Annotated in this window: 13 protein-coding genes; 2 read left to right on the forward strand and 11 right to left on the reverse strand. The window is 53.4% G+C overall.

Annotated features, from left to right (window positions below; genetic code table 11):
• Positions 1 to 520: 520 nt before the first annotated feature.
• The 9 genes from AAE514_RS12675 to pdxH all read right to left on the reverse strand — a co-directional run bounded on the left by AAE514_RS12675 (position 521) and on the right by pdxH (position 10,092).
• A complete protein-coding gene (locus AAE514_RS12675; protein ID WP_347331917.1) occupies positions 521 to 2,689 on the reverse strand; it encodes a DEAD/DEAH box helicase in 2,169 nt (722 codons plus the stop codon).
• Complete coding sequence (locus AAE514_RS12680; RefSeq protein WP_347331918.1) at positions 2,686 to 3,555, reverse strand: HamA C-terminal domain-containing protein; 870 nt, start codon at positions 3,553 to 3,555, stop codon at positions 2,686 to 2,688. Before AAE514_RS12680 ends, AAE514_RS12675 begins: the two co-directional genes overlap by 4 nt.
• Positions 3,556 to 3,661: 106 nt before the next feature.
• Positions 3,662 to 4,384: a hypothetical protein gene (locus tag AAE514_RS12685; RefSeq protein WP_347331919.1), complete on the reverse strand. Its 723-nt coding sequence runs from the start codon at positions 4,382 to 4,384 to the stop codon at positions 3,662 to 3,664.
• A gap of 44 nt (positions 4,385 to 4,428) precedes the next feature.
• Positions 4,429 to 5,847 carry an SEC-C metal-binding domain-containing protein gene (locus AAE514_RS12690; protein ID WP_347331920.1) on the reverse strand — a complete coding sequence of 473 codons (1,419 nt, stop codon included), beginning with the start codon at positions 5,845 to 5,847 and terminating at the stop codon, positions 4,429 to 4,431.
• Between the two features lie 615 nt (positions 5,848 to 6,462).
• On the reverse strand, positions 6,463 to 7,662 hold the full coding sequence (locus tag AAE514_RS12695; protein WP_347331921.1) for a BaiN/RdsA family NAD(P)/FAD-dependent oxidoreductase: 1,200 nt from the start codon (positions 7,660 to 7,662) through the stop codon (positions 6,463 to 6,465).
• A complete protein-coding gene (tadA, locus tag AAE514_RS12700) occupies positions 7,659 to 8,174 on the reverse strand; it encodes a tRNA adenosine(34) deaminase TadA (protein WP_347331922.1) in 516 nt (171 codons plus the stop codon). The genes AAE514_RS12695 and tadA overlap by 4 nt, the downstream gene beginning before the upstream one ends.
• The gene (locus AAE514_RS12705; protein WP_347331923.1) at positions 8,159 to 8,428 is read right to left on the reverse strand and encodes a DUF1653 domain-containing protein; all 270 of its coding nucleotides are present in this window, start codon (positions 8,426 to 8,428) and stop codon (positions 8,159 to 8,161) included. Before AAE514_RS12705 ends, tadA begins: the two co-directional genes overlap by 16 nt.
• Before the next feature lie 21 nt (positions 8,429 to 8,449).
• Positions 8,450 to 9,448, reverse strand: a complete 999-nt coding sequence (locus tag AAE514_RS12710) for an NAD(P)H-quinone oxidoreductase (protein ID WP_347331924.1) — start codon at positions 9,446 to 9,448, stop codon at positions 8,450 to 8,452.
• Positions 9,448 to 10,092 carry a pyridoxamine 5'-phosphate oxidase gene (gene pdxH, locus AAE514_RS12715; protein ID WP_347331925.1) on the reverse strand — a complete coding sequence of 215 codons (645 nt, stop codon included), beginning with the start codon at positions 10,090 to 10,092 and terminating at the stop codon, positions 9,448 to 9,450. The genes AAE514_RS12710 and pdxH overlap by 1 nt, the downstream gene beginning before the upstream one ends.
• A 126-nt stretch (positions 10,093 to 10,218) precedes the next feature.
• On the opposite strand from pdxH, the gene mobA reads away from it, so the two are divergent.
• Positions 10,219 to 10,854 (forward strand): molybdenum cofactor guanylyltransferase MobA, encoded by a 636-nt coding sequence (mobA, locus tag AAE514_RS12720; protein WP_347331926.1) that lies wholly within the window; start codon positions 10,219 to 10,221, stop codon positions 10,852 to 10,854.
• Between the two features lie 52 nt (positions 10,855 to 10,906).
• Entirely contained in the window at positions 10,907 to 11,290 is a 384-nt protein-coding gene (locus AAE514_RS12725; protein ID WP_347331927.1) for a VanZ family protein, read from the forward strand.
• 132 nt (positions 11,291 to 11,422) lie between these two features.
• Here the strand turns inward: AAE514_RS12725 and aceF are convergent, their stop codons facing one another.
• Positions 11,423 to 13,399 carry a pyruvate dehydrogenase complex dihydrolipoyllysine-residue acetyltransferase gene (aceF, locus tag AAE514_RS12730; protein ID WP_347331928.1) on the reverse strand — a complete coding sequence of 659 codons (1,977 nt, stop codon included), beginning with the start codon at positions 13,397 to 13,399 and terminating at the stop codon, positions 11,423 to 11,425.
• Between the two features lie 72 nt (positions 13,400 to 13,471).
• The gene (gene aceE, locus AAE514_RS12735) at positions 13,472 to 16,123 is read right to left on the reverse strand and encodes a pyruvate dehydrogenase (acetyl-transferring), homodimeric type (RefSeq protein ID WP_347331929.1); all 2,652 of its coding nucleotides are present in this window, start codon (positions 16,121 to 16,123) and stop codon (positions 13,472 to 13,474) included.
• Positions 16,124 to 16,138: the final 15 nt, after the last annotated feature.

The raw sequence follows: 16,138 nt of genomic DNA on the forward strand, positions 1-16,138 counted from the left end.
TAACCCTCCAATCGATATTTTCCCTGTATTTTCAGTGGCTTACTCGTTTATGGACGGGCACTAATTAGATTCAGATCCCGCTTTAGCCTAGATATACATTCCAAGGCCCTGCCGTACTCCAAAGCTGATAGCCCGCCTACTTTAGAAATGAAAACCGGATCAAAAATAATCTGGACATTATCCAGTATCTCCATAAAATTAGAAACTACTCGCCATACAAAACTTAAAGCGCCCGAAGACTGAGATTCATCGGCCCAGAGAGACCATCCAAAAGCAACAGGTCTACCACATGACGGACATGGGAATCCCGTCGTTTGAACATTGCCAAAGTCACCTGTTTCAAATATATTTATCGATTCGGACGGCACTACGTACTCTTCCGAGCAGTGGCCGCATCGGAAGTAAATATCTCTATCTAAACAGAACAAAGCAGTTTCTCCCGTCCGTCTAACGCCGCCAGCACGCGGCTTTGTAGTGAATGCGAAGCCGGAATGTAAAATCCGTCGCCGTGCCTGGCGTGTTAGTCCTTTGAGGGTCGACCCATAATGCCAATCTGGAAGTCATCGATCATTCCTCTCTCGAATTGCGTCGCTCCAAACCTCATCAAGTCAGGGCGTCTTAGGGAGTTCACAATTACATCCAACCCATCTTGACCTGAAAAAACCTTTCTGTCGGCCAATGATTGGGCAATCTCGGAAGGTAAGCCATATTCTTCTAGCGTTGAGAATGCTGTCGGCTGGAATAAATGCTCAATCTGCGCCGCGAAAGGAATGTAGTTTGCCGCAGAAACCCCTCTTTTTAGCAAAATAACATTCGCAATTTCATTCAGTGACGATAAGTACTTCGGGTAATTGAAAGATGCCCAGTTTCTTAGGAAAGCGAGAACATTCTCTACGGCGTCATCAGGCTTTTTACCATTCTGTATTTGACTTACGATCATCTGACGTCGGAACTTGCTGACACTCCTGGATCTGTAAAGCTCCCAAAGCCAAAAAGTCATCATCTTATGGGAATAAATTGCTGATCTTTTTGCCGACACGCTCCCCCCCAAGTACTCCCAGATGATCTCTGAAGTTACCTTTAGATCGTCATACTGAGGTTTGTTTGACCATGAAAACGCAATAAGCTTCTGGATAGGAAGTTCGTACAGGTAACGAGCTGTATCAATAACCATTTCGGGCTCAATCCCCGACATTGCCCTAAGTTGGTCAAACTCTATAAAGCTATTGCTTCTGAAATCTTGGTACTTAGGCATTAAGCTTTCTGGGATATCAGATTCGTTCATTTGAATAAGCAAACTACTTGGCGTCGATTCCGTAGGGTTTATTGCGGGAATATCGACAAAGGGCAACTCCTCCTGCGGAGGTGTCTCGAAGTAGTAGACGTTTCCAATAAAATGCTCAAACATACGCCCAGAGCGTCCTCTAATATTATTGAAAGTAAAAAAATCCAAGAGGTGTTTTTTCGTGTTTCCTCCGAGTTTATTGTCGAATACGACTACATTCTTTGCTGAAGTATTTACCCCCTCTATCAAAGTCGAAGTACACAGGAGGATATTAATAAGCCCGCGTTCAAAGGCTCGAACCATAAAACGAGCCAACGATCGAGGAAGGCGGCCATGATGAATGCCAATACCGTGTTTAAGAGCAACCGAAACAAGCCACTCCTCATGAAAGTTCTTGCTAGTCCAATCAGCGGCTTCCAAAAGTTCGGTGTTAGTGGTTACGGGAACTTCACGTAGCTCCAAGTACTTCGCCAGGACTTTTCGTGTACTCGACGGCGATTGGCAATACACCAGCGTTTGACCCTCAATATTATCAAGCAGACGTGCTAATGCTTCATCCTTGTTTGGCTTTTTTGAAAGCGCAACCAGTTCTGTTACGACGGTCTGGAAACGTTCAGCAATGAAACGACAGTTTAGTCTTTCGCTAGCGACATCTGGTATCGCGTGAATTGAAGGACCAAGCATGAAGAACTGAGGAGAAAGCCGCATCAGATGCAACAAAGCTTCGTTTAGTTGGGTCGAGCGTGCTCCGTCATCCGAGATCGATAACTTGTAAAATTCATCAATTGCGAAGAAATCGACGGTGGTAATTTCATTTCTCATTGCCAAATATCTTTCTTGCGTGAGCACAAAGATATTTTTGTCAGACAGTTCCTGATTAGTTGCCGTGATAATGGAATATCGATGTGAAAATCGAGCCATCCTACGGCGGGTTTCCTCCACAAGGGCTAACGTAGGAACCAGTAGAACCACGTTTTCAAATTCCCGGGAGGCAATTGTTAAATCTATTAATAAGCTTTTGCCAAAAGAAGTGGGCGCGCTGAGCACGACTGATTCGCCGGCGACCAGATACGACAGGATCTTTGCCTGCGCGGAATGAATGACGTATCCCTCCATCTCTCCAGTTGCTTCGTGTGCTGCACGAAGCAGAGCTGTGCGCGCCGACAACTCTTTGAGATTATTGACAATATATGGATGAAGGCCCGTATTGGCGGTAATTTCATCCAAAATCGGTCGGTACTGTTCTGAAAGGAATTCACGATTATTCAATGCTCGAATCGTTAGCTCTCGCCCAACATCTGGATCGCGTGAGACGAAACTGGAGAGCTGCGCAAGTAACTCAAAAGGAGAGTCTGCCCAGCCAGCCGTGCTAAGTTTATCGCGAAGCGCACCTGCTGAAATCATGCTTGGAGCCCCTTGAGCTTTTTATCCAAGCTCTGTATAAATGAGTCTTTGTCCGCGAGAGGTATAACGAGCACATGGAGCGTTATACCAAAATCTTCTTGGTACTTACCTTTGTATTTCTCACAGAGAGATGTTCGCAGCCGGGCGAACTCTGAAGTCAGTTCATTTTCGATTTCTTCTAGATACTTCTGATCTATTTTCGTGCTTCCGGAAGTCGCAGGGCTTTCATACGTCAAGAGGACTGGGATGCACATAGAGGAAAATACTTCGTCGATTGACGATGATTGATCAATCAATGCATTTAGAGCCTCTGCTTCGGGCCAACTCGGGTCAACTTTGTTGGCAATGAAGATGAACTCAGATCGCAAATAGTCGGTTTCCAGGTGGTCTACGATTTCAGAGACGACGTCTCTGATGGCACTTTTTAAGCAACGATAGAATTTAGTTTCGCCTACCCATAGCTCTAGTCCCGATTCACCTCTAACCACATGGACAGCATCAAACCCTTTGACGGTCTCGTTAGCAGATGTTTTGTAAAATATCTTGCTAATTGCAGGCAGGGTGTCGTATAACTGGCGCATTGCGATATGCAGCATAATTTCACCAAACTCCCCGCGCTTCTCATATTTTTCAGATTGATACACCGTCTTGGCCGCGCGACGGATTAACTTCATTGCATTGGAGTGGCTCAGGTCTTCCAATTCGGAATGTTTAAGTGCAAATTCAGGAAGCCATTCAAGAACGTGATCAGCTAATTGGTCGGAGCGCCATTGTTGCCGTTCAAAACCGGCACAAAGAGCTCTGTCATCACCTAGATCTACGACTTGGTGAAAGATCTCTGTAAGAAATGGCTTGGGACTATCCATGACGAGATTCCTAGTTAATAGGGCCAGCGCCCGCAATAAACGGCGCGAGGAACGAGCGTCCGGCGACCAAAGGGAGCCATTTAATTGCTTGGTTATGTACCAACTGCTAAATACCTTGAACAAGGATATCCACAGGAAGCTTATAGGCTTTCAATGAGATCCCCCATAATTCGTTGCTTTGAGTGCTTCCACCACAAACCAGAGCGACTAGCTCTCCATCTTCACTGATAATTGGTGCACCACTACAACCTTTGAACTGCTCATGCCCAGGATGCGCGAAAGGCAACTTGAAGTAATGGTAGTCGCCGTCAGTTCGCAAATATTCCAGTCCTGTGTAAACGCGCACCTCGGTGACCAAGCAATTTTTCCCGCCGTATTGCTCCAGTGAGGCCTGAACCAGTCCACTAAAGCCATACGTTGTGTGACTATAAGGCAAGATTTCTAAAGAAGGAGAAAGCTCCGAGATGAGCTCTTCTGAAATTATCCTGAAGGTATGCGGATCAATCTCTTGGCGCTTAGCGAATGTTGTTTCCGGTACCTCAATGTACGAGAAATCGACATCCATCACCTCCGCTGTGTGTATATTCGCCTTCATCAAGAAGTTGATGCCACCTAACCTGTACAATTCTGCGCCTTTGTTCGGAACATACTGCTGCTGAATAGCCCATACGGCGCCATTACCAGTAGCGTGCTGGACGGACAGCAGTAACTTCTTACCGCCATATCTTACAAAACACCCTGACGCGATTCCGGTTGGCGTCCCACCAGCATTAGTAGACACAAGCGGAACTGTGGAGAGCCAGAGCCTCCTCTCAAAATCATCAGTCATCAACGAACTTCCCTTGGCAGATAACGTTAAAAACAGCGGCGCGTTTACTCGTCCGACTGCTTTTTCTTGTTAGATTCTGACGCTAAATCGTCTGCTATCTTGTTAATATTTACACCCAGCCCAGCAATATTTGGCTGTAAAATTAAGTACCTAGTTGTTAGTCCGAACAATCTCTTTAACGTACTTAATAAATTGCTTTTTCCTTCTAGCTCACCAGTTTTATATAGTAATGATATTTCTGAAACCAGCTTTGATTTTTGTTTTTCGAAAACTGGAGCTAACAGAGAGGCCTCACTCAAATAACCCAAAGACTTCTCGATCATGTCTTTCTGTTTAAACGCTATACCAATAGCAGCATAGGTAAATATATAATCCAATAGCTCTGATTCAGATAATTCAGAAAGGTTCTTTTCTACTTCCCTGATTGTGCAGATTGCACCCTCATCATTTAACTCAATCTGCGCTTGAGACAGGAAGACCTTTACTATTTCTGAGTTCTCAATTTCTAACGACTTTCTGTATTGCTCGATAGCCTCTTCAAACTTCTTAATGTGAAATAGAGACTTCCCAATTTCAAAATGTATATCGGCTATGCCTGAATCTGTCCACGAATGATTTTCTAAAAGAGCTTCAAACTCTTGAATTGACTGCACCTTTAACTTGGCAGAATGCTTTAGATCGGCCAATAAACTTATTGCCAGCGCATGCTGCATGTGTCCATATGAATTATCACTACTCCAATCTGTCAATTCATAATTTTTTATAGCTTGTTCAATTAACTTCTCAGATTCTGACTCATCGCCTATACAAAGATATTTTATAGCCTTGACTACAGTATATTGAAGTTTTTCCGAAGGCTTTTCGATTAGAGAAATAAGCCTTTCTAAGATATCTATATTTCTTTTAAACGGAAGGTCGTCAGAGCAAAAATGAAGATATAGCTGGATAATGTCAGCATCACTCTCTTCATCTAGAGGCATTAACTTTTTTACCTCCCTTCTCCCTACTTTTTCAGACCAATGATCACCTAGCGAAGCTATGACCTGAAAGTACGTAATCTTTCTTTGCCAGCGCACATCAGAAATATTACTCCTTAATCTTTCTAAGTCATATTCAAATGATTGATAGTCATTTAAGCCTCGATAACAATCGAGTAAGGATTCAGTCAATTCAGTGAGAGCTTTAATATCAATATCTAATAGCCACATTACACCTTCATTATTGCTGGTAATATAAGGAGCAGTATTTGTCTTATGTAGAATTGTGTAATTGGTAATTCCGTGCCTAACGTATTTGAGCGCCGTTCGATAATCTTTCCTAATCATCAAATCTCTAGCGAAGTCGGTCATTTTTCCACAAGCAACATCGTTGTCGCCGAAACAACAACGTTTGAATTTCAATCCTGATCCACACAAACATTGAGAATTTAATGCTGGTTTATATCTAACACGCCTCACTGGCATAGTTCTCCGTTGAATCTAACAGCTATATATCCAGCCAGCACGCTTTTGCGCCGAAGGAAGAGGCGGGATAACGACGTTAAGATAATGAAATTCAAGCATTTTTCGACAACTATCCATTTCACCTTGGGGGTAAAAGTGTGCTGGCGCGATTTATCTTGATTCTCGGCACGCTTATTATTCCCCTGGCACCCGTAAGTTTTTGATTTAACTGGTTTTATGGTTTTCGTAGGAGCAAAAGCGAGCGCCACCTTTAGGTAAAGTGTGCACTATTTTTTCGGGGATTTAAATATATAGCACAAGTTGGCTACTTTTTGACCAAAACAACTGAAGCGTATTATGAATGAAGGCTGAGCGAGCCGCTAAATTCCTTGGTTAATTGACGGTGCTGGACGCTCTCTAAGGTCGACCAGTCGGCGCAGCTATACACAGGGCGGGAAACGGGCGGTCAATACAGTCGAGATGTTCGACCTGGTATATATCGAGAGTCATTCCCATGGCACTTCTGAGAAACGAAGACAAACTAAACTCCTTTAAATACAAAGAGATAGAGCGATCAAGGGTTTAGATTGTCTTCGTTTTGTTCAAACTGTCTTCGTTTTAATTCCTTCAGTTCACCTAAACATACTGCCCCGCGCAGTACCCACTGGCCCAGGCCCATTGAAAGTTGTAGCCCCCCAGCCAGCCGGTCACGTCCAGCACCTCGCCGATGAAGTACAGGCCGGGCACCGTTTTCGCTTCAAACGTTTTTGAGGAGACGGCATCGGTGTCGATGCCGCCCCGGGTGACTTCGGCGGTGCGGTAGCCCTCGGTGCCGGGCGGGATCAGTTGCCATTGATGGAAACCCTCGCAGAGGGCGTTGATCTCCTTGCGGCTGAGCTCCGCCAGGGGCTTGTGGTGGATGGACGCTGGGAACATCGGCAGGCTGAGCCAGGTTTCCACAAAGCGCTTGGGCAGCAGCCGGGCCAGCCGATTTTTCAGGCTGGTTTTCTGGCCGTCGCGGCGCCATTGCTCGATCCGTTGCTCCAGGGATTCGCCGGGCAATAAATCGATGGTGACGGTATCGCCCGGTTTCCAGTAATTGGAGATCTGCAGGATGGCGGGCCCGCTCAGGCCCCGGTGGGTAAACAGCAGGGCTTCGGCAAACCGCTGCCCTCCGCATTCGGCGGTGACCCGCAGCGATAGCCCCGAGAGGGACTGGGCGATCTCGAGCCATCGGCTGCCCAGAGTGAAGGGCACCAGGGCGGCGTCGGTTCTTGTGACCGGCAGGCCGAACTGCTTTGCCACTTCGTAGCCGAAGCCGGTGGCGCCCATGGTCGGGATGGAGAGGCCGCCGGTGGCGATTACCAGGGACTGGCACTGTATCAGCCCCTCGCGGGTGGTGAGTTTGAATCCGGGTGTCGGCTCCAGGGGTTCAATGGCCTCCACGGAGCAGCCGGTGCGGATCTGTGCTCCGGCCTTGTCGCATTCGGCCAGGAGGATATTCAGGATGTCTTTGGATTTATGGTCGCAAAACAGCTGGCCCAGGGTTTTCTCGTGGTACTGCAGGTCGTATTGATGCACCAGCTCCAGAAAGTCGTAGGGCGTGTAGCGGCGCAGCGCCGAGATGCAGAAATGCGGATTGCGGGAAATGAAGTTGTCCGGGGAGACATCGTAGTTGGTGAAGTTACAACGACCGCCGCCGGACATCAGGATTTTTTTGCCCACTTTGTTGGCGTGATCCAACACCGCCACACGGCGCCCGCGCTGGCCGGCGGTGGCCGCGCACATGAGGCCGGCCGCGCCGCCTCCGATAATCACTACGTCGTATTCAGTCATAGGGCGGGGTCGGCTCGCTTGCGGGCTTTTGCCTCGGCACGGCGTTGGCGAAAGAAGTCGGTGAGCTGTTGCTGGCAGACTTCCATCAAAACGCCGCCTTCCACTTCCATCAGGTGGTTGTAGTAGGGGGTGTGGGCCAGCTGGTTGCGGCTTTCCACCACGCCGGCCTTGGGCTCTGTGGTGCCGTAGACCAGTCGGCCGACGCGGGCATGAATCAAAGCGCCGATGCACATGGTGCAGGGCTCAAGCGTAACGTACAGGGTGGTTTCCGGCAGTCGGTAGTTCTGCGCTCGCCGGGCGGCCTTCCGAAGAGCGACCACCTCCGCGTGGGCGGTGGGGTCATGGGCACTGATAGGTTGATTAAAACCCTCGCCGATCACCTCGCCGTGGCGCACAATCACGGCGCCCACCGGTACTTCTCCCAGCGCGGCGCCCTGCTCGGCCAGGGCCAGGGCTCGTCGCATCCAGTGTTCATCGGAGGTGGCCAGGTCGCTCACTACTGGCCCGCCCATAGGTCTTCTTTTTCCATGGGCGCTACAAAGGCAAAGCGCGGAACAGTCTCTCCGGCCACCTCCACGGATTCGGTAAACATCGACAGCGGCCGTACCCATAAGCTGTAATCACCGTAGAGGCAGCGGTAGACCACCACCGTCTCGCCGGTTTCGCTGTGGGTCGCCACATCCAGCACCTGGTAATCTTTGCCTTTGTAGTGACGGTACCGGCCCGGCGTTAGGGCCTGCGTCGATGTGTCGTCTGGTTGCTTCATGGGGTATCTCACTTTGAACGCTTAAGGCACCAGAATAATTTTGCCGATGAGCTGGTTGGACTCCATCAGTTCATGGGCTTGGGCCGCCTCTGCCAGGGCGAAGCGGTGGTTAACCTGGGGTTTGATTCTTCCCAGGGCAATGAGGGGCCAAACCCGCTGCTCCAGTTCCTTGGCAATGGCGGCTTTAACGGCGGCGCCTTGCGCCCGCAAGGTCGAACCGGTGAGGGTCAGCCGTTTGAGCATCAGGGGCATAAAGTCCACCTCTGCCTTGCTGCCCTTGAGGTAGGCGATATTGACAATGCGCCCCTCCGGGGCGGCGGCTTTGAAGTTACGCTGAATATAGTCGCCTCCGACCATGTCCAGAATCACATCGGCTCCCCGCCCTTCGGTAAAGGCTTTCACTTCCGTGGCGAAGTCCTCATCCCGGTAGCAGATGGCCCGGTCGGCGCCCAAGGCACGGCAGGCGTCGCACTTCTCCCGGCTACCGGCGGTAACGATAACGGTATGATCCAGCGCTTTCCCCAGTTGAATGGCCGCGGTTCCGATGCCGCTCGCGCCGCCGTGAATCAGCAGAGTCTCCCCGGGCTGTAATTGCGCCCGCTGCCAGAGGTTGTGCCAGACGGTAAACAGCGTCTCTGGCAGGGAGGCGGCCTCCTCCAGGGAAACCCCCTCCGGCACCGGCAGACACTGCGCGGCGGGCGCGAGGGCATAGTCGGCGTAGCCGCCGCCGTTGACCAGGGCGCAGACCTCATCCCCCGGGCGCCAGCGGGTGACCGACTCACCACAAGCAACCACACGCCCGGAGACTTCCAGCCCCAGCACCGGGGAAGCATCGTCCGGTGGCGGGTAGACCCCCTTGCGCTGAAGCACGTCCGGGCGATTGACGCCGGCGGCGGCCACTTCAATAAGTACTTCATCGGCGCCCGGTTGCGGCCGGGGGCCCTGGGCAAGCTCCATTCGGCTCGCCTCCCCCGGCTCGGGAAGGTCTATATAACGAACGAGGGTATCGCTTTCACTCATTAAGGCTCCAGGCGGTCGATTGCCCAGTTTCCGTCGGGCTGCAGGTTGTACTCGAAGCGATCGTGAAGACGGTAAGCACCGCCCTGCCAGAACTCCACCTGGTGGGGGCAAACCCGGTACCCGCCCCAGAACTCCGGCAGCGGCACTTCTCCGCCCTCAAAACGCTGCTCAACGTTCTTGTAGTGAGCCATCAGCGCATCCCGGGATTCGATGGCGCGGCTCTGGTGCGACGCCCAGGCCGATAGCTGGCTTTCACGGGGCCGGCGGTTGAAGTAATGCTCCGCCTCCTCCCGCGACAAGCGCTCTACCCTGCCGCAGACATCCACCTGCCGTTCGAGGATGTGCCAGGGAAAGTGCAGGCTGACTTTGGGGTTGGCATCGAGTTCATGGGCCTTGCGGCTGCTGTAGTTGGTGTAGAACACAAAGCCACGCTCATCCAGGTCCTTTAAAAGCACAATGCGCTGGGAAGGCTGCCCATCTGGAGCGGCGGTCGCCAAGACCATGGCCGTAGGGTCGGGGATGTCCGCCTCCACCGCCTGCTCCATCCAGCGCTCAAACTGCTCGATCGGGCCGGCACTCAAATCTTCAAGGTTAAGCCCGCCGCGTAGATACTCGCGCCGCAGCCCCTGCAAATCAAAACCCATGCTATTCACTCCGTATCACTGGTTGGCACCGGGGCCTCCCCGGGTAGGTTGACGCGGAAAACAGTCGCGCTCTCCACTGATTCCAGCGTATAGTACTGATTATTACCAACGCCGTTAAGCAAGACTATGACACATGATAACCCAATCCTCGGTATTATCCTCGCCGGGGGCCTGGCCCGCCGAATGGGCGGCGGCGACAAGTGCCTGCTGCCCCTGGGGGGGCGCACCCTGCTGGACCGCGCTATCAGTAAGGCGAAACCGCAGGTGGACGAGTTACTCCTCAATGCCAACGGCAATCACCTGCGTTTCACTCGCAGTGGCCTGACCGTTCTGTCAGATGAGTTCCCGAACTTCCCCGGACCGCTGGCCGGCGTGCACGCCGGCTTGGAATGGCTGACGCATCACCGCCCAGACATCGAATGGTTGGTCAGTTTTGCCAGTGACACCCCGTTCTTCCCCGACAATTTGGTCCAGGCGCTGCTAGAGCAAGCGCTCGATACCGAGGCGGATTTGGCCGTGGCAAGCACCGATGGGCGGCTCCACCCCATTTTTGCGCTCTGGCATCGCCGCCTGCTGCCCGCCGTAAGGGAAACGCTACAAGCGGGCACGACGCCCAGGCTGCAAGATTGGGTGCAAACTCAGCGCTGGGTGGAGGTTCCGTTTGAGCAACACGACTACGACCCCTTCTTCAACATTAATCAGCCGCAGGACCTCCACAACGCCGAGGCCTTCCTCCCTAAAGGGGAGGATACCCGCAAGTGATGGGAAACGTTTGTTGTAGCCCCCAATTTTTTGATGGTACTGTGCAAGAGGTATGACTCGCTTCCCCGAATGGTGGTATCTGTTGTGTCGGTGGCAATTTGCCCTACTGCTAGTGGTCTATACCTATATGGGGCTCACCACCTCCTCTGGGCCGCATATTCCGCAGTACGACGATAAAATGATGCACTACCTCGGCTACCTGGTGGCGGGGCTATCCATTACCGGCGCCTTTCCCGGCTGGCCCTGGTGGCAGCGGGCCCTGGTGCTACTCGCCTACTCGGGGTTGATCGAAGTCCTCCAGCACTTCTTGCCGCCGCGAACGCTCAGCCTGGGTGACATGGTGGCCAATGCTCTCGGGGTCGGTTCCGGCCTGCTGCTCATTGAAGCCTTCCGAAAGACCTTTCCCCGCTGGAGCCACTTTTTGTTTCGCGGGTAACCAGACCGCCACGCCACCCGGAACGTTTTCGCCACGGGCGGCACTTGCCCACAATCAAACCCCCGTACATAAAAAAGGCCAGCAAAATGCTGGCCTTTTTTATGAGCGACAGCGCCGCTTAGGGCTACCCCATCAGAGCAACAGGCGACGAACGTCCGCCAGCACTCCGGAGAGATAGGTAAAGAAGCGGCCCGCGTCGGCGCCGTTGACGGCACGGTGATCGTAAGACAGCGAGATCGGCAACATATTGCGCGGTACAAACTCACTGCCATTCCACACCGGTTTCATCTGAGCGCGGGAAACGCCGAGAATACCCACTTCCGGTGTATTCACAATCGGCGTAAAGCCGCTGCCACCCATGGCACCGAGGCTTGAAATGGTAAAGCAGCCGCCTTGCATTTCCGCCGCGGTCAGTTTGCCATCGCGCGCCTTCTTCGCCATGGTGCTCGCCTCTTCCGCCAGCTCCCACAGGCCTTTCTTATCCACGTCGCGAATAACGGGGACGACCAAGCCGTTGGGCGTATCCACCGCCATGCCGATATGAATATACTTCTTCTGCACCATGTGCTCGCCGTCGTGGTGCAGCGAGACATTGAAGCTGGGTTCCGCCGCCAGGGCCGAAGCACAGGCTTTCAGCAGGAACGGCAGAGGCGTAAGCTTGGTGCCACGCTTCTCCGCTTCGGCCTTAAGCCCCCGACGGAAGTCTTCCATTTCAGTGATGTCAACATCGTCCCACTGGGTCACGTGCGGTACGTTCAACCAGCTGCGGGTCATGTTATCGGCGGTGAGCTTCTTGATCTTGCTCATCTTCACCACATCGACCTCGCCGAACTTGGCAAAGTCCACCGGCGGAACACGAGGAATGGCGCCACCAGCACCGGCCGCGGCGCCACCGCCGGACTGGGAGGTGGTGACGATATTCTTCACGTAATCGCGCACATCGTCTTTGGTGACACGCCCGCGCGGACCGGAGCCCTTCACCTTCGCCAGGTCCACGCCCAGTTGACGGCCCAATTTGCGAACCGCCGGGCCGGCGTACACATCACTTCTATTGATAGCCTGTTCACTCGCCGCCGTTGCCGTAGCCGGTGAACCGGACTCGGACTGCTGCTTCGGAGCCGCTTCCGATTTTGACGGAGCCGGTTCCGACTTCTTGGGTTCAGCGTCCTCTTTGGAGGCCGCTTCCGCCGAGCCACCGCCTTCGGTTTCCATCACGCCGATCTTGTCACCCTGGGAGACCTTGTCCCCCTCTTTCAGGGCAATGCTCTTGATCTTGCCGGACGCGGGTGAAGGAATTTCCATCGAAGCTTTGTCCGTTTCCAGAACGATCAGAGAGTCACCTTCAGAGACTTCGTCGCCTTCGCTAACGCACACCTCGATGACCTCAACGCCCTCGGCGCCCCCGATATCCGGAACGGGCACGTCCTGCTCACCCCCGCTTTGAGCGGCGGCGGGCTTTTCTTCTTTCTCAGAGGCTTCACCCTCGGATTCCTGAGCGGCTTCCTCACCCCCGGCGGACTTCATCTTGCCGATCAGATCCCCTTGGGACACCTTGTCACCCTCTTTCAGGGCAATGCTGCTAATGGTGCCGCCCTGCGGGGAGGGAATTTCCATGGACGCCTTGTCGGTTTCCAGCACGATCAGCGAATCGCCTTCACTGACTTCATCACCGGATTTGACGCAGATTTCGATGACTTCCACGCCCTCGGAACCACCGATATCGGGCACGGGAATGTCCACTTCACTGCCGCCGGAGGAGGGCTTGGCCTCTTTCTTGGGAGCCGCTTCTTTGGACTCGGGCTTGTCTTCCGATTTCTCTTCCGACTGACCCTCGGACTTCGACGCTTGTGTTTCCTCCTCGTCACCGGCGCCTTCGCCTTCAAGTTCCACCAGCGGGGAGCCTTCAGAGACTTTGTCTCCCTCCTTCACCAGTACCTTGGCGATTTTTCCGGCCTTCGGACAGGGGATGTCCATGGAGGCCTTGTCGGTTTCCAGGGTAACCAGCGTATCTTCAGCTTCAACGGTGTCCCCCACCGCGATGCCAATTTCAATCACTTCAACATCTTCGGAGCCGCCGATATCGGGGACTTTGATGGTTTCTGTGGCCACAGTAACTCCTCACTCATACTCTTGGTGTTCGACCCACCCCCGGGGCGCACGCCCCGGGGGATACCCTCGTGCTTACACGGTCAGGGGGTCGGCCTTGTCCGGATCAATACCAAACTGTTTGATGGCCTTGCTGACCACATCGGGCTTGATCTTGCCCTGATCCGCCAGGGACTTGAGCGCGGCAATCACCACGAAGTGACGGTCCACTTCGAAGAAATGGCGCAGTTTTTGACGGCTGTCGCTGCGACCAAAGCCATCGGTGCCCAACACGGTGAAGTCGCCCGGCACGTAGGGGCGTAACTGTTCCGAGTAGGTCTTCATGTAATCGGTGGCAATGATCACCGGCCCGTCTTGACCTTCAAGCTGCTCGGTCAAGTAGGCTTTGCGCGGGGTCTCCCCCGGGTGCAGCATGTTGTAGCGAGTGGCGCGCTGACCGTCGCGGGTCAGCTCGTTCACACTGGTCACACTCCAGACATCCGCTTCCACGCTGAAGTCTTTACGCAACATCTCGGCCGCCGCGCGCACCTCGTTCAAAATGGTGCCGGAGCCCATCAGTTGAACGCGGTTTTTCTTCTTGCTGGTGCCTTTTTCGAGTTGGTAAATCCCCTTGATGATGCCCTCTTCCACGCCCTTGGGCATTTCCGGGTGCTCGTAGTTCTCGTTCATCAAGGTCACGTAGTAGTAGCAGTTTTCCTTGTCCTGGTACATACGCTTGAGACCATCCTGAACGATGACCGCCACTTCGTAGGAAAAGGTCGGGTCATAGCTGCGGCAGTTCGGGATGGTGTTGGCCATAATGTGGCTGTGGCCATCCTGGTGCTGCAAGCCTTCACCGTTAAGCGTGGTACGCCCGGCGGTGCCGCCGAGCAGGAAGCCACGCGCCTGAGCATCGCCAGCCAACCAGGCCAGGTCTCCAATGCGCTGGAAGCCAAACATGGAGTAGTAAATGTAGAACGGCAACAGCGGCGTCTGGTGGTTGCTGTAGGAGGTGGCCGCCGCAATCCATGCAGACATGGAGCCGGCTTCGTTAATGCCTTCCTCAAGGATCTGGCCTTTCTGATCCTCTTTGTAGTACATGATCTGGCCAGCATCTTGCGGGGTGTACTTCTGGCCTTCGGCCGAGTAAATCCCCACCTGACGGAACATGCCTTCCATACCAAAAGTACGGGCTTCGTCGGGCACGATCGGCACCACTTTGTCACCGACTTTCTTGTCCTTAATCAGAGTGTTGAGCACCCGGACAAAAGCCATGGTGGTGGACACTTCCCGGCCGTTGGAGCTCTCAATCTGCTTGGAGAAAGCCTCCAGCGGCGGAATTTCCAGCGCTTCGAAATCCGCCTTGCGCGAGGGCAAATAGCCGTTCAGCTTTTTCCGGCACTCGTGCAGGTACTGCATTTCGGCACTGTCTTCCGGCGGACGGTAATAGGGTATTTTTTCAAGCTCTTTGTCTTCAATGGGAATATTGAAGCGGTCGCGGAAGGTTTGGAGGCCTTCGAGGTCGAGCTTCTTCACCTGGTGGGCATTGTTCACCGCTTCACCGGTGGGGCCCATACCATAACCTTTTACGGTTTGCGCCAGAATTACCGTGGGCTGACCTTTGGTATTCACTGCGTTGTGGTAGGCGTTGTACACCTTGTGGGAGTCATGGCCGCCGCGAGCGAGATGCAGGATCTCATCGTCGGTCATGTCTTTTACCAACTCGAGCAGCTCCGGGTATTTGCCGAAGAAATTCTCGCGAGTATAGGCCCCGCCGTTGGCTTTGTAGTTCTGCATTTCACCGTCAAGGACTTCGTCCATGCGCTTTTGCAGCAGGCCGGTCTTGTCCTTCTCGAGCAGCTTATCCCACTGGCCGCCCCACAGTACCTTGACCACATTCCAGCCGGCACCCCGGAAGACCCCTTCCAGTTCCTGAACGACTTTGCCGTTACCGCGTACCGGACCGTCCAGACGCTGCAGGTTGCAGTTGATCACAAAGATCAAATTATCGAGTTTTTCCCGGCCGGCCAGGGAGATGGCGCCCAGGCTTTCCGGCTCATCACACTCACCGTCACCGAGGAAGGCCCAGATTTTACGGTCGCCTCGTTCAACCAAACCGCGCTGATCCAGATAGCGCATTACATGGGCTTGGTAAATCGCGGCGATCGGGCCCAGGCCCATGGAAACGGTGGGGAACTGCCAGTAATCCGGCATCAACCAGGGGTGCGGGTAAGAAGAGAGGCCCTTACCGTCCACTTCGCGGCGGAAGTTGTCCAACTGGTCTTCGGTCAGACGCCCTTCAACATAGGAGCGGGCGTACATGCCGGGAGAACTGTGGCCCTGGAAGTAGACCAGGTCACCGGGTTTATCGCCGTCATTGCCCTTGAAAAAGTGGTTGAAGCCCACTTCGTATAATGTAGCCGCGGAGGAGAAGGAAGCAATATGCCCCCCCAGCTCGTCGGCACTTTTGTTCGCACGCACCACCATGGCAATGGCGTTCCAACGGATGATGGAACGAATTTTGCGCTCAATGTAGGCATCGCCTGGGCTCTGCACTTCTTTCGACACCGGAATGGTGTTGCGGTACGGCGTAGTAATCGCCGAGGGTTGATCAATTCCGTGATCGACCGCGTCTTCTGAAAGTTGCTTGAGCAGGAAGGTGGCCCGCTCTTTGCCTGCGTGGCGAACAACCGACTCAAGGGCATCCAGCCATTCTCTGGTTTCGAGGGCATCGATATCTTCTTGCATTAAATTCTCCTCAGC

This window comes from Marinimicrobium locisalis (genome assembly GCF_039822625.1).
Classification (GTDB): domain Bacteria; phylum Pseudomonadota; class Gammaproteobacteria; order Pseudomonadales; family Cellvibrionaceae; genus Marinimicrobium; species Marinimicrobium locisalis.

Bases quoted from the DNA above. Each gene is read 5' to 3' on its own strand.
- AAE514_RS12675 (WP_347331917.1), bottom strand. From the start codon at position 2,689: ATGATTTCAGCAGGTGCGCTTCGCGATAAACTTAGCACGGCTGGCTGG.
- AAE514_RS12680 (WP_347331918.1), bottom strand. From the start codon at position 3,555: ATGGATAGTCCCAAGCCATTTCTTACAGAGATCTTTCACCAAGTCGTA.
- AAE514_RS12685 (WP_347331919.1), bottom strand. From the start codon at position 4,384: ATGACTGATGATTTTGAGAGGAGGCTCTGGCTCTCCACAGTTCCGCTT.
- AAE514_RS12690 (WP_347331920.1), bottom strand. From the start codon at position 5,847: ATGCCAGTGAGGCGTGTTAGATATAAACCAGCATTAAATTCTCAATGT.
- AAE514_RS12695 (WP_347331921.1), bottom strand. From the start codon at position 7,662: ATGACTGAATACGACGTAGTGATTATCGGAGGCGGCGCGGCCGGCCTC.
- tadA (WP_347331922.1), bottom strand. From the start codon at position 8,174: ATGGGCGGGCCAGTAGTGAGCGACCTGGCCACCTCCGATGAACACTGG.
- AAE514_RS12705 (WP_347331923.1), bottom strand. From the start codon at position 8,428: ATGAAGCAACCAGACGACACATCGACGCAGGCCCTAACGCCGGGCCGG.
- AAE514_RS12710 (WP_347331924.1), bottom strand. From the start codon at position 9,448: ATGAGTGAAAGCGATACCCTCGTTCGTTATATAGACCTTCCCGAGCCG.
- pdxH (WP_347331925.1), bottom strand. From the start codon at position 10,092: ATGGGTTTTGATTTGCAGGGGCTGCGGCGCGAGTATCTACGCGGCGGG.
- mobA (WP_347331926.1), top strand. From the start codon at position 10,219: ATGACACATGATAACCCAATCCTCGGTATTATCCTCGCCGGGGGCCTG.
- AAE514_RS12725 (WP_347331927.1), top strand. From the start codon at position 10,907: ATGACTCGCTTCCCCGAATGGTGGTATCTGTTGTGTCGGTGGCAATTT.
- aceE (WP_347331929.1), bottom strand. From the start codon at position 16,123: ATGCAAGAAGATATCGATGCCCTCGAAACCAGAGAATGGCTGGATGCC.